The organism is Rhizorhabdus phycosphaerae, from assembly GCF_011044255.1.
GTDB lineage: Bacteria > Pseudomonadota > Alphaproteobacteria > Sphingomonadales > Sphingomonadaceae > Rhizorhabdus > Rhizorhabdus phycosphaerae.
The window spans coordinates 3,400,348-3,421,633 of sequence record NZ_CP049107.1; the positions used below are offsets into that span (position 1 = coordinate 3,400,348).

The 21,286-nt window shown below is 66.1% G+C and carries 18 protein-coding genes; 13 read left to right on the forward strand and 5 right to left on the reverse strand.

Annotated features, from left to right (window positions below; translation table 11 throughout):
- The first annotated feature begins 177 nt into the window (after positions 1-177).
- From G6P88_RS15855 to G6P88_RS15890, 8 genes are all read left to right on the forward strand, one after another.
- The gene (locus G6P88_RS15855) at positions 178-837 is read left to right on the forward strand and encodes a TetR/AcrR family transcriptional regulator (protein ID WP_226946604.1); all 660 of its coding nucleotides are present in this window, start codon (positions 178-180) and stop codon (positions 835-837) included.
- Between the two features lie 78 nt (positions 838-915).
- A complete protein-coding gene (locus G6P88_RS15860) occupies positions 916-1,929 on the forward strand; it encodes a zinc-dependent alcohol dehydrogenase (protein ID WP_165324037.1) in 1,014 nt (337 codons plus the stop codon).
- Positions 1,922-3,175: a sulfotransferase family protein gene (locus G6P88_RS15865; protein WP_165324038.1), complete on the forward strand. Its 1,254-nt coding sequence runs from the start codon at positions 1,922-1,924 to the stop codon at positions 3,173-3,175. The genes G6P88_RS15860 and G6P88_RS15865 overlap by 8 nt, the downstream gene beginning before the upstream one ends.
- A complete protein-coding gene (locus G6P88_RS15870; RefSeq protein ID WP_165324039.1) occupies positions 3,172-4,389 on the forward strand; it encodes a hypothetical protein in 1,218 nt (405 codons plus the stop codon). The genes G6P88_RS15865 and G6P88_RS15870 overlap by 4 nt, the downstream gene beginning before the upstream one ends.
- Before the next feature lie 24 nt (positions 4,390-4,413).
- Entirely contained in the window at positions 4,414-5,175 is a 762-nt protein-coding gene (locus G6P88_RS15875; RefSeq protein WP_226946605.1) for an SDR family oxidoreductase, read from the forward strand.
- The gene (locus tag G6P88_RS15880) at positions 5,172-6,014 is read left to right on the forward strand and encodes a sugar phosphate isomerase/epimerase family protein (protein WP_165324040.1); all 843 of its coding nucleotides are present in this window, start codon (positions 5,172-5,174) and stop codon (positions 6,012-6,014) included. The genes G6P88_RS15875 and G6P88_RS15880 overlap by 4 nt, the downstream gene beginning before the upstream one ends.
- 1 nt (position 6,015) lies before the next feature.
- Positions 6,016-7,128 (forward strand): Gfo/Idh/MocA family protein, encoded by a 1,113-nt coding sequence (locus tag G6P88_RS15885; RefSeq protein WP_165324041.1) that lies wholly within the window; start codon positions 6,016-6,018, stop codon positions 7,126-7,128.
- A 78-nt stretch (positions 7,129-7,206) separates the two neighbouring features.
- Positions 7,207-8,742 (forward strand): FadD3 family acyl-CoA ligase, encoded by a 1,536-nt coding sequence (locus G6P88_RS15890; protein WP_226946606.1) that lies wholly within the window; start codon positions 7,207-7,209, stop codon positions 8,740-8,742.
- Between the two features lie 72 nt (positions 8,743-8,814).
- On the opposite strand, the gene G6P88_RS15895 is transcribed toward G6P88_RS15890, so the two are convergent.
- Positions 8,815-9,888 carry a 3-ketosteroid-9-alpha-monooxygenase, oxygenase component gene (locus tag G6P88_RS15895; protein ID WP_165324042.1) on the reverse strand — a complete coding sequence of 358 codons (1,074 nt, stop codon included), beginning with the start codon at positions 9,886-9,888 and terminating at the stop codon, positions 8,815-8,817.
- A gap of 61 nt (positions 9,889-9,949) precedes the next feature.
- Here G6P88_RS15895 and G6P88_RS15900 point away from each other — a divergent pair, with 61 nt between their 5' ends.
- Together G6P88_RS15900 and G6P88_RS15905 are read left to right on the forward strand one after the other, a co-directional pair.
- Positions 9,950-10,849 carry a LysR family transcriptional regulator gene (locus G6P88_RS15900; protein WP_206335791.1) on the forward strand — a complete coding sequence of 300 codons (900 nt, stop codon included), beginning with the start codon at positions 9,950-9,952 and terminating at the stop codon, positions 10,847-10,849.
- Position 10,850: 1 nt separating this feature from the next.
- Positions 10,851-11,816: an alpha/beta fold hydrolase gene (locus tag G6P88_RS15905; protein WP_165324044.1), complete on the forward strand. Its 966-nt coding sequence runs from the start codon at positions 10,851-10,853 to the stop codon at positions 11,814-11,816.
- Here G6P88_RS15905 and G6P88_RS15910 read toward each other — a convergent pair whose 3' ends face one another.
- A complete protein-coding gene (locus tag G6P88_RS15910; protein ID WP_165324045.1) occupies positions 11,817-12,377 on the reverse strand; it encodes a carboxymuconolactone decarboxylase family protein in 561 nt (186 codons plus the stop codon).
- Between the two features lie 182 nt (positions 12,378-12,559).
- Here G6P88_RS15910 and G6P88_RS15915 point away from each other — a divergent pair, with 182 nt between their 5' ends.
- Both G6P88_RS15915 and G6P88_RS15920 read left to right on the forward strand, forming a co-directional pair.
- Positions 12,560-13,618, forward strand: a complete 1,059-nt coding sequence (locus G6P88_RS15915) for an alpha/beta fold hydrolase (RefSeq protein WP_165324046.1) — start codon at positions 12,560-12,562, stop codon at positions 13,616-13,618.
- Positions 13,615-14,430 carry a TIM barrel protein gene (locus G6P88_RS15920; protein ID WP_165324047.1) on the forward strand — a complete coding sequence of 272 codons (816 nt, stop codon included), beginning with the start codon at positions 13,615-13,617 and terminating at the stop codon, positions 14,428-14,430. Before G6P88_RS15915 ends, G6P88_RS15920 begins: the two co-directional genes overlap by 4 nt.
- Here the strand turns inward: G6P88_RS15920 and G6P88_RS15925 are convergent.
- From G6P88_RS15925 to G6P88_RS15935, 3 genes are all read right to left on the reverse strand, one after another.
- Complete coding sequence (locus G6P88_RS15925) at positions 14,427-16,760, reverse strand: TonB-dependent receptor (protein ID WP_165324048.1); 2,334 nt, start codon at positions 16,758-16,760, stop codon at positions 14,427-14,429. The genes G6P88_RS15920 and G6P88_RS15925 overlap by 4 nt on opposite strands.
- 123 nt (positions 16,761-16,883) lie before the next feature.
- Positions 16,884-17,693 carry an SDR family NAD(P)-dependent oxidoreductase gene (locus G6P88_RS15930; protein ID WP_165324049.1) on the reverse strand — a complete coding sequence of 270 codons (810 nt, stop codon included), beginning with the start codon at positions 17,691-17,693 and terminating at the stop codon, positions 16,884-16,886.
- A 7-nt stretch (positions 17,694-17,700) separates the two neighbouring features.
- On the reverse strand, positions 17,701-20,103 hold the full coding sequence (locus tag G6P88_RS15935; protein WP_165324050.1) for a TonB-dependent receptor: 2,403 nt from the start codon (positions 20,101-20,103) through the stop codon (positions 17,701-17,703).
- A 295-nt stretch (positions 20,104-20,398) separates the two neighbouring features.
- Here G6P88_RS15935 and G6P88_RS15940 point away from each other — a divergent pair, with 295 nt between their 5' ends.
- Entirely contained in the window at positions 20,399-21,241 is an 843-nt protein-coding gene (locus G6P88_RS15940; RefSeq protein ID WP_165324051.1) for a helix-turn-helix transcriptional regulator, read from the forward strand.
- The last annotated feature ends 45 nt before the right edge of the window (positions 21,242-21,286 follow it).

Here is a 21,286-nt window from a genome sequence, read left to right on the forward strand (position 1 = left end):
TTGAAAAATCGAATTTGGTACGCACATTGTTAGCGAAAGGGCATATCGTCCGTAGCACGCGGAAAAGCGAAGCTATGTCGCTTGCGGTGCCCATCGCTCTCGCCTTAGTATTGGTAAGCGGTTTCGGACCCTGCGAAAGTGATCGGTCGAGGGTGCGGGCCGGGTCGGGAGAGGGTGATGGCCACGCTGCTCGAAAAGGGCGAAATTTCGGCTCGGAAGCGAGGCCCCAAACCCGGCATGCGGTCGGGCCGGCAGCGCGACCAGGTGGTTGCCAGCCGGCAGGACGTGGTCGAGGCCATGCGCGGCCTGCTGCGTTCGCGGCCCTTCGACGAGATTCCGGTCGAGGACATTCTCGCGGCATCGGGCGTCAGCCGTGCGACCTTCTACCGCCATTTCAAGTCCCGGCGCGACGTCGCTTTGTGCATCTACGAGGCCACCCTCGAGCGGACCATGCCGCATTTTCTCCTGCTGGCGGATGTCGCGACCGGTCGGCTGTCGGCACAGTGGTGGGCGCATGAGGCGATCGGATATTATCGCGAGGAAGGGCAGATTTCGGTCCTGATCCACGGCCTCGCCGCCACCGATCAGGCGTTTCACCAGCGGTTGCGAGACGATCGCCAGCGGATGATCGAGCGCCTTGCGCCGGCGGTGCCGGCGTTCGGGCGGGCCGTGGGGGAGGATGCCGTAGCGCGGCGCCAGCGGGCGAGGGCCGACATCTTCTTCATGATGCTCGACCGGATCAGCGCCGAGGTCACGCTGTTCGCCGAACTGGCCGATGTCCGGGACTATGAGGCTGTGCTCGCCGAGCAGGTCGCGGCCTTCGTCGCCGATAATTGACAATATACTCTGTATTGTCGATTAAATGCGTATCAGAGTCGATAATCTGAAACGCAAAACGAAAAGAGGAGAGGCGAGATGAGGGCGGTGCGCATCCACGGCGTGAACGATGTTCGCGTCGACGATATCGAGGAGCCGCAGCCCGGGCCTCGCGACGTGATCGTCCGCGTCCGGCGGTGTGGCCTGTGTGGCTCCGACCTCGGCTATATCAAGGTCGGCGGCGTCGCGGCCCCGGCCGAGGCGCCCTTCGGGATCGGTCACGAACTGTCCGGCGTCGTCGAGGCTGTTGGCGCCGACGTGGTCGGCATCGCGCCGGGGCAGCGCGTCGTCGTCAACCCGATGGGCGATGGCAACGGGATCGGCGCCGGGCTGCCCGAAGGCGCTTTCGCTCCGTTGCTGCGCGTTTCGAACGCCACGCTGGGCGGGGCCATCCATCCCATCCCCGATCATGTCGACTGGGACGCAGCCGCGCTCGCCGAACCCCTCGGTGTCGCGCTCCACGCCGTCCATCGCGCGGGCGCGACCCGGCAGGACAAGGTCGCGGTGTTCGGCGTAGGTCCGATAGGTCTGGGCATCGTCTTCTTCCTTAAGCGCACCGGCGTGGCCTCGGTCGTCGCGATCGACCGGTCGCGCCAGCGGCTCGAGCGCGCACGACGGCTGGGGGCGGACCATGTCATCGACGCCGGCAGCGAGGACGTTGCCGCCGCGCTGGGCGATCTCCACGGGCGCGCCGACCTGTTCGGGTGGCCGACGGTCGGCACCAGCCTGTGGTTCGAATCCTCGGGAGCGCCTGCGGTGCTACCCTCGATCGTGGGCATGGCGCCTTTTCATGCCCGCGCGGTGATGGTCGCCGTCCACCACCAGCCGATCGCGATCGACTGGAAGATAGCGCTGGGCAAGGAGATGAGCTTCATCACCTCGATGGCCTATCCGGATGAATTTCCGGAGGTGATCGCGGCGATCTCCGAGCCCGGCTTCGATGCCGATGCCTTCATCAGCCACCGCATTCCGCTCAGTCGGTTCGACGAGGCGCTCGCGGTCGCGCGCGACGCCGAGATGTCAGCCAAGGTCATGGTGGCGTGCGATGCGTGACGACATCCGCATCGACGACCTCGCCCAGCCCCGCCTCACCCCCCTCCAGCAGCAGGCGATCGACGCCTGCCCGCCGGTACGGATGGATGTCGAAGAGGTGCTGTCCGCAGCGCGCGCCGCGACCGGCCTGTCCGATTTCGGCGCCGGGGACTTTCGCGCGCGGCTGGCGCTGTGGCTGCGCAGCTATGACGAGGATAAGGATCTCACGACGCTCGGCCGCGCGACCCTGTTCGGCGAATGCGTACGCTATGCCTCGGCCCGGCTGCGCATCGAGGATCTGATCCGCCGCCATCCCGAGATCGAGCAGGTCGAGATCGACCGGCCGATCATGGTGGCGGGTCTGCCGCGATCGGGGACGACCCATCTGGTCAACATCCTCGCCGCCGATCCCCGGCTGCGCTCAACACCGCTGTGGGAAACGATGGAGCCGATTCCCGGTCCCGACGACATCGGCGATCCGGACCCGCGGCACGTCCGCACCGCGCAGATGTGGGGCGCGTTCGAGACGATGCTGCCGCTGATGCCGGCGATGCACGAAATGGCGCCCGACCATGTCCACGAGGACATCGAACTGCAGGGGCCGGATTTTTCCTCCTATCTGCCCGAATGGCTGAGCCGCCCGACCGCCTGGCGCGACCATTATCTGGCGACCGACCAGACCCCGCATTATGCCTATGCGAAGCGGGTGATGCAGGCACTGACCTGGCTCAAGGGGCCCAATCGCTGGGTCGTCAAGTCGCCGCCGCACATGGAAAATCTGCCCGCTCTGATCGCCGTGCATCCGAAGGCGATCGTACCGGTCACGCACCGCGATCCCGTTGCGGTGCTCCAGTCGGCAATCACCATGATCGCCTATGGCGACCGGACGCGGCGGACGCGGCAGGACCTGCCCGGCCTCGCGGCTTGGTGGATCGACCGCATCGAGGTGCTGCTGCGCCGCTGCGTCCGCGACCGTGATGCGATACCCGAGGGGCAGTCGATCGACATCCTCTTCCACGAGTATATGGCTGATCAGAAGGCGACCGTGCGCCGGGTCTATGCCTTGGCCGACCTGGAGATGACGCCCGACGCCGAGGCGCGGATCGACCATTTCCTCGCCGCCAACCCGCGCAACAAACATGGCCGGGTGGTCTATGATCTGATCGGGGATTTCGGGGTCGACGTGGGGGCGCTGAGGGAGCGTTTCGCTTTCTATTATGATCGCTTCCCGGTGCGCCGCGAAGCCGTGCTCGGAGAGAAATCATGACCGCCGCGCAACGCTTGCTGACCGGACGCGCCTTCGAGGATTATCTCGAGACGGTGAAGCTGGCGGCCCGGACGGTCGATCGCTTCGGCGCCGAGGTCGACGATCTCGACCGGGCCGAATGGTATCGCTTCGTCACGCGGCTCATGCGCAACGGCTTCGAGCGCTTCGTCGAGAATTGCGAGCCCGAGCGGCCTCGCCTGCGCGACGCGCCCTGGCGGCAAGCGATCAACTTCCAGTCGCCCGACCAGGACCATCTGCTCGCCGAGTTCGTCGACGGCCGCCATGATTATGTGATCCGGGGCAATCGCGGGACCATCCCCTATTTCGTGATGGCGAGTTGGACGGCGCCGCAGCCGACCCATCCGGGCGAGCAGGACTGGGCGCCGCAGGGCGTCGGTGGCCTCAAGACCTTCGATCCCGCGACACTGACCACGACCGGCTTTCTCCAGAGCGATACGATCCCTTTCGATGCCAATGGCGATTTCGAAGTGTTCGTCGGGCGCGAGCGTCCCGCCGACGGGCGTCCCTGGTTGCCGATCACCGATGGCTGCGTCGGCCTGCTGGTCCGCACCGTCTATCATCTGCGCGAGGAGACGATCGCGCCGCGCATGACGATCCAGCGCGCCGACGGCGCCGCGCCGCGCCCGATCGCACCGGCCGACATGGCCGATGCGCTCGCCAAGTCGGGGCAGGTGGTGCTCGGCTATGCCGAACTGGTGCGGCGCTGGTGGCAGGACAATCTCGGCAAGCGCCCGAACCGCATTCGCTTCAGCCGGGCGGTCTATCTGTCGAATGGCGGCGTGCCCGATCGGCACCATGGATTCGGCACCTGGGAATGCGGAGCTGACGAGGCGCTGGTGCTGCGCTTCACGCCGACGCCCTGCGACTACTGGATCTTCCAGCTGTGCAACATCTGGCAGGAAAATCTCGACAATTATGAGGATGGCGGCGGCCATATCCAGAAATACCGCGCCACCTATGAGCCCGATGGGTCGGTGCTGATCGTCATCGCGTCGGGCGATGCCGGCATCGGCGGCAACAGGATCGATCCTTATGGCCATGCGCATGGCGGGATGAGCCTGCGCCTGATCAAGACGCAGGGCGAGCCGCCGCCGGTGTCGCTGTGGCGGGTGCCGCTGGAGCGGCTGCGCGCGGAGGGACGCGCGCTGCTCGACGCAACGCCACCGATCCTGAGCGGCGAGATCACCGACTGAACGACGGACAATCGAGGGGAGAGGATGATGAGCTGGAGCGACCTGCGCTTCGATTATGGCGGCGCGAGAGTGCTCGTCACGGGAGGCACGAGCGGCATCGGCGCGGCGATAGCCGCTGCCTATGCCGATGCCGGGGCCGAGGTGGTCATCACCGGCACGCGCGGCGGGCCCGGCGACTATGACGAGGATCTGTCGCGCTTCGACTATCGACAACTCGACGTCGAGGACGGCGCGCAGATCGACGCCGTCGCGTCGAGTTTCGACCGGCTCGATATCCTGGTCAACAATGCGGGGCTCGCGCTGGGTTCGCTCGGCCTTGACGAATGGGATCCCGCGATTTTCGAGAGGTCGATCGCGATGCACCTGACCTCGGCCTTCCGCATGGCGCATGGCTGCCGCGCGGCGCTGGCGCGCGGAGAGCAGCCGGGCGGGTCCTCGATCATCGGCATCGCCTCGATGACCTCCTATTTCGGGATCGGGATGATCCCCGGCTATGGTTCGGCCAAGACGGGGCTCGTCGGGCTTACCCGCGTGCTTGCGACCGAATGGGCGAGCCAGCGCATAAGGGTGAATGCGGTCGCGGCGGGCCTCACCCGCAGCCGCATGACGGCGGGGACCTTCGATGCGCCCGAATGGACCGCGCCGACCTTGAGTCGCACGCCGCTCGGCCGTCTGGGCGAGCCGGTCGACATTGCGGGCGCGGTGCTGTTCCTCACCAGCTCGGCGGCGTCCTGGATCACGGGGCAGGTGCTGCCGATCGACGGCGGCTTCACGGTGGCCGGATGAGCCTCGACCAGTTGCTGCTGGCGGCGGGCACGGTGCAGGCGGTGCCCTTTCTCGAGCGGCTCGCCCCCGCGCGCGATGTGGGCTTCGCCGGCATATCGATCTTCGCGGCCGACCTTGAGCTGCTGGAACAGCAGGGCGTGTCGCCCGGCGAGGTCCGCGACCGGGTCGCCGATGCCGGGCTGTTCATCCATGAGGTGGAGATCGTCGGCAACTGGCTTCCGGGCGCGCCGACCAAGGCCAATCCCGGCTGGCTCGAGGCCTTGCTGCAGCGCTCTACGCCCGAACGATTGATCGACCTCGCCGAGGCCGTCGGCGCGCGCGGCGTCAGCGTCGGCGAATTGCAGGGCGTGGCCTGGAGCGTCGATGAGGGCGTCGAGGCTTTTGCTGCGATCTGCGACCGCGCCGCGCCGGCTGGGCTGCATGTTGCGCTGGAATATGTGCCGACCGGCACCATTCCCGATCTTGCGACCGCCTGGGACCTCGTCAGGCTCGCCGGACGAGACAATGGCGGCCTGCTGGTCGACAGCTGGCACCAGTTCCGCAGCGGATCGAGCCTCGACCTGCTGGCGGCGCTGCCGGCGGGTGCGATCAAGAGCGTGCAGATCTGCGACGCACCTGCCGCCGCCTCGGACGATCTCGACAGCGAGATGATCCAGGGGCGCCTGCTGCCGGGCGACGGTGGTCTCGACCTCCACGGCTTCGTCGCGGCATTGCGCGCAACCGGCACGACCGCACCCTGCTCGGTCGAGGTCTTCTCGGCGACGCTGGCAACCAGACCCGTCGAAGACATCGCCCGGCTCTGCGCCGACAGTGCAAGACTGATCCTGGAAGGAGCCTGACATGGCTGATGCATATGGTGCCGTCGTCGTCGGGACGGGCTTCGGCCTGTTCACCCATGTCCGCGCGCTGCGCGAGGCGGGGTTCGAGGTGCGCGCGATCGTCGGCCGCAACCGTGCGCGCACGGCGGAGCGGGCGGCCCCGCTGGGCATTCCGCTTGCAACCGATAGCCTGGCCGAAGCGCTCGCCGATCCCCGAACGGTGCTGGTCACCGTCGCGACCCCGCCGCACGCCCATTACCAGGTGGTGATGGATGCGGTCGCCGCCGGCCGGCATGTGGTCTGCGAGAAACCTTTTGCGCGCGATGCGGCCCAGGCCCGCGAGATGCGCGATGCGGCGGAGAAGGCGGGTGTCGTCCACATGCTCGGCGCAGAGTTTCGGTTCGACGCGGCGCAGGCGCTGCTGCGGCGCGTGGTGCAGGACGGGGCGATCGGCGAGCCGCGCCAGTTCCTGCGAATCTATCACCAGCCCGGCCTGCAGGATCCCGGCGAGAAGCTCAGCGACTGGTGGGAGGATGCGGGGCAGGGGGGCGGTTTTCTCGGCGCCTTCGGGACGCACATGATCGACCAGGTGGTGAACATGCTCGGCCCGATCCGGCGCCTGTCCTGCACGCTGCAGACGCTCGCACCCGGTCGGCCCACCATGACGGCGGACGACAGCTATGTCCTCGAGTTCGAATGCGAGGGCGGCGCGCGCGGGACGCTGATGGCGGCGATGGCCGCACCCGGTCCGCTGGTGATGGCGACCAAGGTCGTCGGCACTGCGGGCGGTGCCTGGATCCAGTCGGGTGCCGCCTTCGGCGATCCGGAAGAGGTGTGGGTGTCCGACGCCGATGGCTCGCGGCGGATCGACATGCCGGCCGATCTGGCTCTGCCGCCGCCCGAACCGTTCCCTGTGGCCGAGCTGATCCAGACCGAGCAGGATCGCTGGCATACGATGGGCTTCGACGTGATCCCCTATGCACGGCTATTCGGTGAGATGCGGCGGCGGATCTCCGGCGAGCCCGTGACCGATCGCGAGCAGGCGGGCAGCTTCGACGATGCCCTGGTCAACCAGAAGGTGCTCGATGCGGCGCGGCGCTCGGCGCGATTGGGGAAATGGGTCGATGTGGAATGAATATCGGTACGCATAATGCATTGATGGCGGGGTGATTCCTCTCTAATGCGCAAAGCAAATCGATAAAGGGCGAGGTATATGCTTCCCGACTTGCTGACGATGGGCGGACTTCTCGACGCGGCCGCAGGCCGCTGGCCCGACCGCCCCTATCTGAAGGAGGAGGATGGGCGTAGGCTGAGCTTTGCCGCCTTCCGGGAGGCGTCGCGTCGCGTGTCGCAGGCCCTGCTCGCGCGTGGTGGCCGCAAGGGCGATCGCATCGCCATCTGGGCGCCGAACAGCGGGGCCTGGGCGATCGTGGCGGCGGGGGCGACGCAGATCGGGCTGCAGCTCATTCCGCTGAACACGCGCTTCAAGGGCGCCGAGGCCGAGGATATATTGGGCCGCGGCAAGGTGCGCTGGCTCTTCACCGTGCGCGACTTCCTGGGCTTCGATTATGCCGGAATGCTCGCCGGGCGCGATCTGCCCGCGCTCGAAGAGACGGTATTTATCGACAGTGATTTCGATAGCTGGCTCGGCGCTGTGTCGGGTGCCGATGACGATGCCGTGTCGGCTGCAATTGCGGCGGTCGGTCCCGACGACATTGCCGACATCCTGTTCACCTCGGGCACGACCGGCCGGCCCAAGGGCGTACTCAGCAGCCATTCGCAGAATCTGCGCACCTTCCAGGGCTGGGCGGATGCGGTCGGGCTGCGCGAAGGCGACCATTATCTGATCGTGAACCCCTTCTTCCATACGTTCGGCTACAAGGCCGGCTGGGTTGTGTCGTTGCAGCAGGGGGCCACGATCTTCCCGGTTGCCCAGTTCGCCGCCGCCAGGGTGCTCGCGACCATCGCGCAGGAGAAGATCACCGTCCTGCCGGGGCCGCCGACCATCTTCCAGTCGCTGCTCGACGAAGCCGGGCGCAAGCCCGGCGATACCGCCAGCCTGCGTCTCGCCGTGACCGGCGCCGCCAGCGTGCCGCCGATCCTGATCCGGCGGATGCACGACGAGCTGGGTATCGCCGAAGTGCTGACCGCTTATGGCCTGACCGAAAGCTCGGGCTGCGTCAGCGCGACGCAGGCTGGCGACCCGGTCGAACTGGTCGCATCGAGCTGCGGAAGACCGATCCCCGGTGTCGAGGTGCGGCTCGTCGATGCCGAGAACCGCGACGTCCCGACGGGAGAGCCGGGCGAACTGCTCGTGCGCGGGTTCAATGTTATGCAGGGCTATCTCGACGACCCGAAGGCGACCGCCGAGACGATCGATGCCGATGGCTGGCTGCGGACCGGCGACATCGCGACGCAGGACGACCGCGGCTATCTGCGCATCACCGACCGCGCCAAGGACCTGTTCATCTGTGGCGGTTTCAATTGCTACCCGGCCGAGATCGAGGCGCGGCTGCTCGAACATCCCGCTGTGGCGCGGGTCGCCGTGGTGGGGCGTCCCGATGAGCGGATGGGCGAGGTCGGCCATGCCGTGATCGTGCCCAAGCCCGGCGCGGTGCGCGACGACAAGGCGCTCATCGGCTGGTGCCGCGAGCAGATGGCGAACTACAAGGTCCCGCGCACGGTCGAATGGGTCGACGAACTGCCCGTCAACGCCTCGGGCAAGGTCCAGCGCTTCCTGCTCAAATAGGCTTTATCGTCGGGACAATGAAAAGGGCGGCCCGATGCGCGATCGGACCGCCCTTTTTCGTTCTGGCTCGGATCAGGCGACCTGCTTGGCCGGGTCGCGCTTGTCGACGACGGTGTGGCGGCCGTTTACGCGCTTCTGGAACTCGGGGGCCTGCGAAATCGGATTGTAGAACTGGCGGTACCAGATGCGGCATTTGTCGGTCGGGCCGTCGCCGCGCACCATCAGCGGGGCGAAGCAGGGGCGCTTGTGGCTCCAGATCTCGAAATCCTGCGCGAAGGCGAGGCGGCTCGCCTCCTGATAGGCGCGCGCCATCGGGATATCGGCCTCGGTCGCCTCGCGGCCCATGTCGACCATCAGTGCGTGCCAGACCTGGATCTTGCCATCCTCGACCGGGGTGTGCGCGATCAGCATATGGGTGGGGAAGGTGCCGCGCATGAAGGACTGGAGGATCGCCGGGCCGGTATACCAGGTGTCGAGCTCGAGCAGGCCCTCGCCCTCCTGGACCAGCGTGCGGTGGCCGGCGCCGAACATCTGCCACTGCACATGGTCGTCGAACTCGTTGTAGAAATATTCGATGTCGCGCGAGCCGTGGATCGGCACGAAATGGGCGAAGTCGGTCATGTTGTCGACGACCTCGATCGGATGCTGCGGCAGTTCGCCCAGATCGTCGATCACCCAGCGGACCCAGTTGGGATTGTCCCACGCGTCGAACGGCGGCAGTTCATGGTCGGGCGCGTTGCCCTCGGCGTCGTGCCACATCCAGATGATGCCGGCGCGTTCGACCACATGCCAGGTCTGGATCTGCGCCGCGGCGGGCGGCTTCTGGTCAGAATAGGGGATGTGGTTGCAGCGGCCGTCGGGGCCGAAGCGCCAGCCGTGGAAGGGGCAGCGGATCGACTCGCCCTCGATGCGCTCATTGTCGAGCACGATATAGCTGGTCTCGTTCTTGCCGAGATGCGCGCCCATGTGCGGGCAATAGGCGTCGACGAGGTGCGGCGTGCCGCTCTCGCCGCGATAGAGCACCATGTCGCGGGCGAAGAAGCGTACCGGCATCGGCGCGGTGCCGAGCTTCGACGCGTCGGCGATCATGTGCCAGCCGCGCGCGAAGGTGTGCGAGCCGAGGCGATATTCGGCGGTGGTTGCCATCGATCTACTCTCCTGTGTCGACATGGCCATGGGAAGCCATTTGCCCGCAGAATATCATGCAATGTTCGACTGGAAGCCGCACTCCGCCTGTGCAAAGATGCACGGCATGGCGATCGAGTGGGATGATGTCCGGGTGTTCCAGTCGGCGGTGCGCGCCGGCGATTATAGCACGGCTGCGCGCAAGCTCGACATGGACCGGACCACGGTCGGGCGCCGTTTCGCCCGGCTGGAGCGGGCCACCGGCCGTTCGCTGTGGGAGCAGACCGCCGCTGGCTATCGCCCGACCGAAGCGGGCCGCGCGGTGCTGCGCGCCGCAGCGGCGATGGAACGCGCGATGGCCCGACTCGATCATGATCTCGCGCCCGAGGGCGAACGGATCGGCGGCCCCGTGCGGGTCGCCGGGACCGCCGGTCTTGCATCGCTGCTGCTGCCGGCCTTCGCTCCCTTTCTGGAACGGCATCCTGCGGTGTCGCTCGAGGTCGTCGGCGCGCGCGATGCGATCGCTGCGATCCAGCAGCGCCAGGCCGATATCGGCTTCGCGATCGCGCGCACCAAGCCGCGCGATCTCGCGGGCGAGCGGGTTTCGCCCTTCGTCCAGGCGCCGTTTGCCCGGCGCGGTGCGACGTCGGCGCGGCAGATCGTCTGGGGCCATTCGATGATGCTCGCCAATCCCCAGCCCTGGGCGCGGCTCAACGCCGCCGCGGACGGCGGCAATTGCGTCGAGGTCGACAGTCTGGCGGCGCTGCAGGACGCGGTGCAGGCGGGGCTGGGCAGCGGATGGTTGTGGGACCGGATCGGCGATGCCGACGAGCGGCTCGAACGCCTGCCCGGCAAGGCGGCAGCCGCTGCGGCGGCCGATATCTGGATCGTGTATCGCGCCGACCTGGCCGTAGAGCCGGCGGTCGCAGCCCTGATCGACGCGGCGCCCGAGATCGTCGCGCGGTTCGTCGAGGAGAGATGATGTGGCCGACTGGACGCACCACCATGCCCGCGTAAACGGGATCGCGATGCATTGGGTTGAGCAGGGGGAGGGGCCTGCGATCGTCCTCTGCCATGGCTTCCCCCATATCTGGCTGAGCTGGCGGCATCAGATTCCCGTGCTCGCGGCGGCTGGCTGGCGGGTCATCGTGCCCGACATGCGCGGCATGGGGCAGACCGAGGGGCCGGCGGATCACAGCCACTATGACGTGCATGCGATCGTCGGCGACCTGACGGGGCTGCTCGATCATCTGGGGCTTGAGGAGGCGGTCTTCGCCGGGCTCGATTTCGGCGTGTTCGCGATCTACGACCTCGCCTATCTCCACCCGCAGCGCGTGCGGGCCATCATCGCGCTGGAGAACCCGGCCTATCCCGACTCCCCCGACAAGGCGCCGCTCGTCGAAGCCGCCGAATGGGCGCAGGAGCATTTCGTCCACATCGACTATTTCCGGCCGGTGGGACCCGCCGATGCCGCGCTGAACGCCGCCCCGCGAGAGTTTCTGCGCAAGGTGCTCTACGCGCTGTCGGGGGATTTCCATTATCTCGACGTGTGGAAGAATCCGCCGGGCATGGCCTATATCGACGCGCTGCCAGAGACGCCGCCGCTGCCCTGGCCCTGGTTCTCCGAATGGGAACTCGAATGGTACACCGCCGACTATGCGCGCAGCGGCTTCACCGGCGGGCTGAATTGGTACCGGGCGATGGATCTGCGCTGGTCGCAGCGCGCCGCATGGCGGCACCGGCCGATCGATCGGCCCTTCTTCTTCATCGGCAGCGAGAATGACGTCGATCTGGAAGCCTGGCATGGGGATGACCCGCTGGGCGCCATCCCCCGCCAATATTCCGACGTCCGCCGCATCGAGATGCTGCCCAAGGCCGGCCACCTCATCCAGCTCGAACGCGCGGATGAGGTCAGCCGGCTGATGCGGGAGTTCGTCGAAAGCCTGTAATTACTCCGCGGCTTCGGCCTGTGCCGTGAACGGCAGGCAAACCTCGTCGAAGCCCAGCACATGGGCGACGCGACCGAGGCCGACCCAGGCTGCGACCGAATTGGCAAGATCCGCGATTTCCGCGTCGGTGAAGGCGGCGCGGGCCTTGGCCCAGAATTCCTCGTCGCTGGCGAGCGACTTCGGTTCGATTCCGAAGCGCTCGGCGAACTCGATCGCCAGTCGCTCGCGGTCGCTGTAGATCGGCGAGGTGCGCCATTCGGTCACGGCGGCGTAAAAGGCCTCGTCGGGGGCAGGGCCATTGTCGACCACCGTGCCGCGCGTGCCCGTGCCGGAGAACATACCGCCCAGATCGCGCGCCGCGCGGAACTGCTGACATATGGTACAGCCGTTGATCTCGGCGGTTCGCGCACGGGCGCCTTCGAACTCGCGCAGCGACAGCTTCGAGTGGCGATAGACCGCGAAGCTGAAGGCCCCACCGGCCTTCATGATCTCGGGCGCGAGATTCTCGGTGGCATAGCCATAGGGATCATGGGCCTGGGCTGCTGGAACGTCGATGCGCATGCTGGACTCTCCTCTCCATCCTCGTGCGATTACGGGCTATCTTCCGTCCGGATCGTCCCCGCGACCTCGTCGCGCGACTCCTCCGAACCCTCTTATTCGCCTGCACAGACTATAGCATCTTGCGGCGCTGTCCAACTTCGGTGCTACGAGAGCGGATAAGGATAAGAGGATGAGGGTGTGATATGCGAGGCGATCTCGTGATTCAGGAACGCAGGATATCGGTCGGCGAAGGCTTGAGCCTGAACGTGATGGAGGCCGGCAGCGGCCCCTTGTTGCTGATGATCCACGGCTTTCCCGGCCTCGCCTATAGCTGGCGGCACCAGATGCTCCCCTTCGCAAGCGCCGGCTTCAGGGCCGTCGCGATCGACAGCCTCGGCTATGGCGCAAGCGACCGGCCGGCTGATCCCGCTCTCTACGACTCCGCGTACATGCAGGCCTATCTGACGGCGCTGCTCGACCATTATGGTGCGCGCGACGCCGTCGTCATCGGGCAGGATTTCGGGGCGCAATATGCGTGGAACATGGCGGTCCGCTCGCCCGAGCGTGTCCGGGCGCTGATCGCCACCATTCCCTATGACTATGACCTTGCCGGTCGCGCCATGCTGGGCGGCCAGCCCCGCCTCGCCGAGGGCGAGGGGCCGCGACCCGACATGGCGTCGCCCGACCATCGCCCATCGGTGCGCTTCGCCGAAATGGCGAAGGCGCATTTCGTCCACTTCCATTATTTCCAGACGGTAGGACCCGCCGATCGCGAGTTGGGCAACGCGCTGGCCGATTATCTGCGGCGCAGCTTCCATGCGCTGAGCGCGTCGGGCGACCTGTGGGCGTGGAAGGCGCTGCCGTCGGAGGGCACCGGTTATCTCGACGCGCTGCCACCCGCGCCCGACCTGCCCTGGTCCTGGCTCAGCGCCGAGGAGTTCGCCGAATATGTCCGGCGCTACGATCATCCCGATATCGACCTGCGGATGATCGGTGGGCTCAACTCCTATCGCACGGCCGACGCCAATTGGGAGATCGGCCGGGCCTGGGCCGATGCGGACGTCACCGTGCCGACATTGATGTTGTACGGCGCCGCCGATCCCTCCTTCGGCTTCTTCCCGGATTGGGAGGAACGGCTCCGCCGCCGCGTGCCGGGGCTGGCCGACATCGTGACGATCGAGGGTGCGGGCCATCTCGTCCAGCAGGAGGCGCCCGAGGCGTTCAACGCCGCCGTCTTACGCTTCCTGGATAGCGTCGCATGAATCGGCGCTTTGCCGGGCATCTGGGCGTTCGGGGGCCGGATGCGCCGCTGCTGCAGCATATGGCCGCGTCTCACGATCCGGTGGATCAGATCGGGCTGATGGCCGAACTCGGCTTTGCCGGAGTGTTCGACAATTATCTGCTGCTGCGCGACGAAGCGGATCAGGACCGGATCGGTACGGAGCTTCGCCGCCATGGCATGGCGATGGGGTCCTTCGTCCACGATCCGCTGCGCTGGGACCAGCCGGCCTGGGTCGATGGCACCGCCCTCTCCTCGCTCGACCGGACGCTCGCCGCCGCTGCGCGCAGCGGGGCCGCTTCGATCACCTGCATCACGGCCGGCAGGGGAGATCCAGCGAGGGATCGACGCGGCATGGCGGACAATCTGCGCCGGGCTGCCGACGGGATCGCCGCGGATGGACCGCTGCTCTGCGTCGAGGCCACGCATCCGGTCTTCGCGCCCGGGCTGCTGATCGAGCAGGTCGAGGATGCGCTGGAGGTGGTTCGGCTGGCCGATCATCCGAAGGTGCGGCTGGCTCTCGATTTGGGGCATGTCGCGTTGCATGGCCGGGACCCGGTCGAGATCATCGGCCTGGCGGCGGGCCACATCGGCAATTTGCAGATCGCAGACCTGCCGGGGCGGATCGAGCCCGGCGCCGGAAAGCTCGATTGGCCGGCTATCTTCGCCGCGCTCGACAGGGCCGGATATGCCGGACTGCTGGAGCTCGAGCTCGAGCCGCAGGAAACAGGAGAGGCCGGCGAGCGCGCGATGATCGCGCGGCTCGCCGGCCTCGGTCTTGGTCGGGCGGTTTAGAAGGAGAAGCCCACGTCGATGCCGTAGGTCGCCGGGTCGCCGTAGGAGATCGCCTGGTTCGGATAGCCGGTGATGATCGAGCCGGAGCCGATCACGAAGCCCGGATAGCGCTTGTCGAACACATTCTTGCCCCACAGCGCGATCGAGATGTTGCGGCCATCGCCGCGATCGATCGTGTAGGACAAGCGCGCATCGACGATGCCGAAGCTGTCGTTGACCGGCGCGTCGCGGCCCAGAGGCACCGACGGACCGGCGCCCGCCGTCGTGTAGACCTTGTCCTTCCACGTATAGTCGGCATGGGCCGCGAGCGTGCCGTCACCGATCGTCGCGATCGCCCAGTCGCCCGACAGGCGGACGCTGTGCTTCGGCGTGAAGGGAAGGACGAAATAGCCGGTGATGTCGTCGCCGACGCGAACCGGCGAGCTCGGGTTGACCAGCGGATCGAAGATCGAGCCAGCCGGTGCCCGCACGCTCTTGATGGTGGCGTCGGTGTAAGCGTAGCTCGCGGTCAGCGTGACGCCGCTGATCGGAACGGCGGTCAGGTCGGCTTCGAGGCCCTTCACCGTCGCTCGGCCGACGTTGAACGTGTCGGCCAGCGAGGCGTCGACCGGATCGGCCGAGATGTCGAGCTGCAGATCCTTATACTTAGCCAGGAAGCCTGCGAGGTTGAAGCGCAGGCGCCGGTCGAGCAGGTCGGTCTTGATGCCGGCTTCCCAGCTGGTAACCGTTTCCGGGTTGAAGGTCCGGGTGAAGGTCGGCGAAGCCTCGTTCGACCCGCCCGCCTTGTAGCCGGTGACGACCTTCGCATAGAGCGAGACATTGTCCGCTGGACGATAGGAGAGGGTCAGCGCAGGATTGAACTTGTTGTTCTTGACGTTGGTCGCGCCGACCACCGAGCCGAGCGGCAGGGTGAAGCCCGGGCCGTTGAAGCCGCGGAACACGAGGGGGGAGGTCTGCCCGGCAAAGAAATTCTGCGTCCGGACGCGATCGGCCGTGCGCTTGTCGCTGGTGTAGCGACCGCCCACCGTCACGTCGAACTTGCCCTCGGCGAAGTCTGGCGTCCAGGTCAGCTGGCCGAAGATTGCCTTGGAGGTCGACTTGGCGTTGGTCAGGCGATCGACCAGCACCAGCTGGTTGGGCGTGCCGGTGCCGATGTCGGCGTTAAGCAGATGGTCCGATTTCTCACGGAAATAATAAACGCCGACGACATATTTGAACTGGTCGAAATTGCCGACTGCCTGGAATTCCTGCGTGTAGGTCTTCGAGCCGATCTTGTCGTAGCTGAAGAAGGGCGCGAGAAACGCCTCGACATAGTCCTGATAGGTCTTGACCCGGATGTTGCGGTAGCTGCTCAGCGAACGCAGCGTCAGACCGTCGGTCGCCTGCCACTCGCCCACCAGCGTCTGCCCGTCGGACTTCACATGGCTATAGGGCAGGTAGACCGGCCGGTAGGTCCGCTCGACGTCGGAGCTGTAGCCCGGGAAGAGGAACGGCGCGAAGCTGTTCTCGGTGACGTAGCGGACCGGCGTCGTGCGCTGGTGGCTATAGTCTGCCGCATAGTCGACGGTGACGGTGTCCGAAGGCTCCCACCGGACCGCGCCGCGCACGGCATATTTGCGGTCGGCCTGGAAGTCGTTCGCGCTCGGCACGCCGGCGGTGTTGCGGGCATTCTCCGCCCAGCCGTCGCGGTTCGAATAGAGACCGGTCAGCTTGACCTTGAAGTCACCGAACTGCGGCAGGTCGACATTGGCGAGCACGCGACGATAGCCATAGTTGCCGACCGAGGCGAGGCCGCGAATGCCCAGTTCGCCGCTCGGCTTGCGGCTGATGATGTTGACCGCGCCGCCGGTGGTGTTGCGGCCGTAGAGCGTGCCCTGCGGTCCGCGGAGCACTTCGACCCGCTCGACGTCCGCGAGGTCGAAGGTCGAGGCCTGCGGGCGCGACTGGTAGATGCCGTCGACATAAAGGCCGACGCCGCCATCCTTGGTGATCAGGTTGGGATCGCCGATGCCCTGGCCGCGCATGAACAGGACCAGCGTCGTCGACGAGCTGGGATAGGGAGCGAAATAGAGGCTCGGCGCTGCCTGCACGACGCCGCGCAGATCGGTGATGCCCGATGCCTGCAGCGCATTGGCTGTCAGCGCGGTGATGGCGATCGGGGTGCGCTGGAGATTCTCGGCACGGCGTTCGGCGGTGACGACGATTTCCTCGAGACCGTCATTGCTCGTCGTTTCGTCGGCGGCCGGCGTCGTCTGTGCGTGCAGCGGGGCTAGCGCAGCAGCTGCGAGAGCGATGACGGACGCGCGAAGGAATTTGGATGCGATGGTCAACTTCCCCTCCCTTGGGTTGCTTATTTTGTCCGCGAATAATGGCAGATTCTACTGCTCATGGCAACGCTCTGCGTAGCGCATCAATCGATATGCTACGCAGAGCGCTAATGGCCTGAAATCAGGTCAGGAGAAGAAATCGAACCGCGGTTGCGCCCGTTCGGCGATCATCTTGTGCCGCTGTTCGAGCATCGGGTCCAGTGCTTCCGGTTGCGGCACGATCCAGTAGTCTCCGCGTTCGATCGCATCGAAGACGGCGGCCGCGAAGGGCTCCGGATCCATGCCATATTGGTCGATCATCGCACGCAGCGCATCGACGAATTTCTGGGTCGCCGGATGGATCTCGCCACTGAAAGGATCGTCGAAGATCGCCGAGCGAACCGGGCCCGGCGCGAGCAGGCTGACGCCGATCGGTGCGTCCAGCATGTCGAGTTCGACTTTCAGCGACTCCGTGATCGACACCACCGCGAACTTGGTGGCGCTGTAGGGTGCCATCAGCGGGCTGGGGTTGAAGCCGCCGACGGACGCGGTGTTGATGATCCGCGCAGGGACATTCGCCTTGAGCATGCGCGGCACGAAGCTGCGTATGCCGTTGAGCACGCCGCCGACGTTGACCGCCAGCGACGCGTCCCAGCGCGCGGGCTCGATCTCCCAGCTGAAGCCGGTCGCCATGATGCCGGCATTGTTGAACAGCAGGTCGACGCGACCGAAGCGCTCGAAGGCGATGTCGGCAAGCCGGTCGACTGCCGCACGATCTGTGACGTCGGTCGGCACGGCCAGCGCGTCGGGCAACTCGGCGGTCGCAGCCGCCAGGGCGTCGGCGTCGCGGTCGGCCAGGATCAGGCGGAGGCCCCGCCGGGCGGCTTCGCGGGCCAGGCCTAAGCCTATCCCGCTCGCCGCGCCGGTGATGACCGCATTGGTGGCGGTGGAGATCATGCCGCTATCAGAAGCTGATCTTGAACTCGACCGACACGCGGCGCGGTTCGGAATAGATCTTGCCGCCGAAACCGAGCGAGCCGAAGTCGATGCCGTAGAGCACCTGGTCCTCGTTAAGCAGATTCTCGCCGACCAGCGACAATTCGCCCTTCGCGGCACTGCCAAGCGCGATATCGCTAAGGGCGATCCGTGCGTCGACCGTGTTGGTGGCAGGCGAGTCCACCTGCTGCTGGAACGGATTCACCGCGTCGTTCGGGTAGAAATAGATGTGGCTGCGATAGGCGTAGGAAACCCGCGCCGAGAGGGTGCCGATCGCCATCGGTTCGAACACATAGTCGACCGCGAGGTTCGAGTTGAACTTCGCGACGTTCGGGAAGCGCGCCGTGCTGGCGATGTCGCTGACCGTGTTGGTGTTCGGGTTGAGGAACAGGAAGCTCTTATATTTCGGATCGGTGTAACCGAGCGAGCCGGAGAGGGTCAGGCCGCGTGCGGGAAGCGCGGTCACTTCCAGCTCGACGCCCTTGAACTCGGCCTTGCCGGCGTTGACCAGCAGGGTCGACGCACCGCCACTGCCGGCTGCGAACTGCGGCACCTGAAGGTCGTCATATTTGCTGAGGAAGGCGGATCCGTTGATGCGCAGGCGCCGGTTCAGCAGGTCGAGCTTGGCACCCGCCTCATAGGACACCAGTTTTTCCGGCGCGAAGCTGTTGAGCGTGTCGGCGCGCGGGTTGAAGCCGCCCGACTTATAGCCCGTCGACAGCTTCGCATAGACAAGCGCGTCGGGGCTCAGCTGATAGCTGGCCGATCCGAGGAACGAGGTGTTGGTGTACTTCACGCTCCCGCGCGGCGGGCCGATGATGCTGGACACGCCGTTCGACAGGTTCTGCAGGAAGATGCTCTTGCGATCCTCGGTGTAGCGGATGCCGCCCGTCAGCTCGAACCGCTCGTCGAGCGCCTGCGGCTTCCAGCTGACCTGGCCAAAGGCGGCGTAGGACTTCGACACCTGCGAATAGCGCGCGATCGGCGAGAGGTTGAGGCCGATCAGGTCGATGCCCTGGCCAACCAGTGCATCCTGAACGGCGGTCGGGAAGCCGAGGAAGGGCAGGGCGAAGGGCGACAGCACCAGCGTCAGGTTCTGGTTGTTGTTCTCGGACACCTTCTCACGGAAATAATAGGCGCCGAGCACATAGCTGAAGTCGCCCGCCTTGCCGAGCAGCTGAAGCTCCTCGGAGAACTGCTTCTGCTTCTGCGGGCTGTTATAGCCGTTATAGGGCGTGACCGACTGGACTGAGGTCAGCGTCGGCGAGGCGAAGTCGAGGACGAGGCCCTTGAGATCGCCCTGCCCGCTAAGGCCGAGGACGTTCTCGAGCAGCAGCTTGCGATAGCCGGTGATCGACTTGAAGGTGATCGCATCCGACGCCTCATAGGAGAGTGTCAGCGTGTGGCCCTGGCTGCGCGTATGCGAGGTATAGTCGTTGCCGGGGCCGCCGGGCTGCTGGAGACCGCGGTTCAGGCGCGTATCGGAGCCCACAAACTGGAGGGCCGGGCCGCCATAATTGGGCGAACGGCTGTAATAGGTCCGGGCGTCGGGGCTGAGCGCCACGGTCTGGTGGAAGGCAGGCGCACCGGTGCGGTCGTCATAGTCGAAGCCATAGTCGACCTGAAGCGGGCCGAAATCGCCCGAGAGCGCGACCGTGAAGGCATCGACGTTGAGCGAGCCCGGATCCTTGCTGCGCGGGGTGAGGAAATTGTCGAAATAGCCGTCGCGCTGGCGGTGATAATAGCTGACCGCCGCCGAGATGCCGGAATCGCCGAACTCGCCGGTGTCGACGCGACCGCGTCCGAACCAGTTGTTGCGGGTGCCGTATCCGGCGCGCAGTGTCGCACCGAATACGTCCGACGGCTTCTTCGACACGATCTGGATCGCGCCGCCCGTGGTGTTGCGGCCGAACAGCGTGCCCTGAGGACCGCGCAGCACTTCGATCCGCTCGATATCGACGAGGTCGAAGATCGAGCCAGCGCTGCGGGCAACATAGACGCCGTCGAGATAGATGCCGACAGCGGTGTCGAGGCCGAGAGACGGATCGGTCTGGCCGATGCCCCGGATGTTGATCGAGGCCGAGGACAGCGACGAGGATTGCTGGCTGATCACAAGGTTCGGCGCGACCTGGCCGAGCTTGTCGACCGCCTGGATATTGATCCTCTCGATCGCGCGGCTGTCCAGCGCCGTGATCGAAATCGGGGTCTTCTGCAGCGACTCCGACTGACGGCGCGCGGTGACGACGATGTCCTGTATGCCTTCGCTGACGCCTTCCTCGACGGGAGTCGTCTGGGCATGAGCGGACATGGCGGAGAAGGCCAGCGCGATAACGGCGCAGCGCGTGGCGAAACGAACTTTATGATGCGACATTCTACGTCCCCTCGGATCCCGGATCGACGTCCGGCGCTTCTGTATCGACGCGACGCATAAGTCCGCAAAATGAGGCAAGTCAATCCGGAACGCGTATCTTAAAATTGAAAATCTTGCGCATATTGTGACATTTTTGCCCGATCAGGTCATGGCATTCGTTTGCGTTGGAACCCGGAGCGGAATGTTGATGCGTAAAAATCATCTCAAGATGATACGCATTCATGCGATCATGCTGGTTAAGCTGCGCTTGGTCGTCTAGGCTGATTTGGCGGCACGAGACCGATGGAGAGGCTGAATGCGACGCGCCCGGACTGACGGCGAGTTCCGCACCGATCGAACGCGGGTCCACGTCTATACCTATCGCTACGAACGGCCGTCGCGCGACACGCGCGCGCCGGGCCGCGATCTTGTGGTTTTGTGCGAAAATCCAGCGCGGGGTTCGGCCGGCATTTTCCGGTCGGCGGATGCGAGCAGCGCCGTGCTGCCGCTTGGCGGGATGATGGTGATCCCGGCCGGCGCGGCGATCAGCGCGACAGGACCCGGGGGCGATCGTCGTCTTTCGGTCTGCAGTTCGGCGGCCGGCTGGCTGCCGGCGGATTTCGACCCGACCGACCGGCGGCAGCTGGCGCTGTGCGGAGATGTGCGCGACGTGCGCGTCCGCGCGGCGATGGAGCGGATGGCGGCGGAGGCCCTGGCGCCGGGTTTCGGATCGGACGTGCTGATCGATGCGCTGGCGACGACGCTTGCGATCGATCTTGCCCGCTATTTCCGGCGATCGACGAGCGATACCGATAGTGCGCGCGGCAAGCTTGCGCCGTGGCAGCTCCGCCGAATCGAGGATCGCGTCACGGCGGCGTCGGGGGACAGGCTCACCATCGCCGAACTGGCTGAACTGGCTGAGGTTAGTCCCAGCCATTTCGCCCGGGTGTTCCGCGCCACGACCGGACGCACCGTCCACCGGTTCGTCGAGGAAGTCCGGCTTTCGCGCGCACAGGCGATGCTGCGCGAGACGGACCTGCCGTTGAAGCAGATCGCGGCGACACTCGGTTTCAGCGGCCCCAGCAGCTTCACGCTGGCCTTTCGCAAGGCGACCGGGACCACGCCCGGCCGCTTTCGCATGGAAGCCGCGATCAGCTGATCTGCACGGATCGGAATAGCGGCGCGGCTATTCGAACAGGCGCGC

What these genes read in the sequence shown, in the direction of transcription:
- G6P88_RS15855 (WP_226946604.1), top strand. Translation starts at nt 178, where the DNA reads ATGGCCACGCTGCTCGAAAAGGGCGAAATTTCGGCTCGGAAGCGAGGC.
- G6P88_RS15920 (WP_165324047.1), top strand. Translation starts at nt 13,615, where the DNA reads ATGAATCGGCGCTTTGCCGGGCATCTGGGCGTTCGGGGGCCGGATGCG.
- G6P88_RS15870 (WP_165324039.1), top strand. Translation starts at nt 3,172, where the DNA reads ATGACCGCCGCGCAACGCTTGCTGACCGGACGCGCCTTCGAGGATTAT.
- G6P88_RS15865 (WP_165324038.1), top strand. Translation starts at nt 1,922, where the DNA reads ATGCGTGACGACATCCGCATCGACGACCTCGCCCAGCCCCGCCTCACC.
- G6P88_RS15885 (WP_165324041.1), top strand. Translation starts at nt 6,016, where the DNA reads ATGGCTGATGCATATGGTGCCGTCGTCGTCGGGACGGGCTTCGGCCTG.
- G6P88_RS15915 (WP_165324046.1), top strand. Translation starts at nt 12,560, where the DNA reads ATGCGAGGCGATCTCGTGATTCAGGAACGCAGGATATCGGTCGGCGAA.
- G6P88_RS15930 (WP_165324049.1), bottom strand. Translation starts at nt 17,693, where the DNA reads ATGATCTCCACCGCCACCAATGCGGTCATCACCGGCGCGGCGAGCGGG.
- G6P88_RS15890 (WP_226946606.1), top strand. Translation starts at nt 7,207, where the DNA reads ATGCTTCCCGACTTGCTGACGATGGGCGGACTTCTCGACGCGGCCGCA.
- G6P88_RS15935 (WP_165324050.1), bottom strand. Translation starts at nt 20,103, where the DNA reads ATGTCGCATCATAAAGTTCGTTTCGCCACGCGCTGCGCCGTTATCGCG.
- G6P88_RS15910 (WP_165324045.1), bottom strand. Translation starts at nt 12,377, where the DNA reads ATGCGCATCGACGTTCCAGCAGCCCAGGCCCATGATCCCTATGGCTAT.
- G6P88_RS15860 (WP_165324037.1), top strand. Translation starts at nt 916, where the DNA reads ATGAGGGCGGTGCGCATCCACGGCGTGAACGATGTTCGCGTCGACGAT.
- G6P88_RS15900 (WP_206335791.1), top strand. Translation starts at nt 9,950, where the DNA reads ATGTTCGACTGGAAGCCGCACTCCGCCTGTGCAAAGATGCACGGCATG.
- G6P88_RS15895 (WP_165324042.1), bottom strand. Translation starts at nt 9,888, where the DNA reads ATGGCAACCACCGCCGAATATCGCCTCGGCTCGCACACCTTCGCGCGC.
- G6P88_RS15875 (WP_226946605.1), top strand. Translation starts at nt 4,414, where the DNA reads ATGATGAGCTGGAGCGACCTGCGCTTCGATTATGGCGGCGCGAGAGTG.
- G6P88_RS15940 (WP_165324051.1), top strand. Translation starts at nt 20,399, where the DNA reads ATGCGACGCGCCCGGACTGACGGCGAGTTCCGCACCGATCGAACGCGG.
- G6P88_RS15880 (WP_165324040.1), top strand. Translation starts at nt 5,172, where the DNA reads ATGAGCCTCGACCAGTTGCTGCTGGCGGCGGGCACGGTGCAGGCGGTG.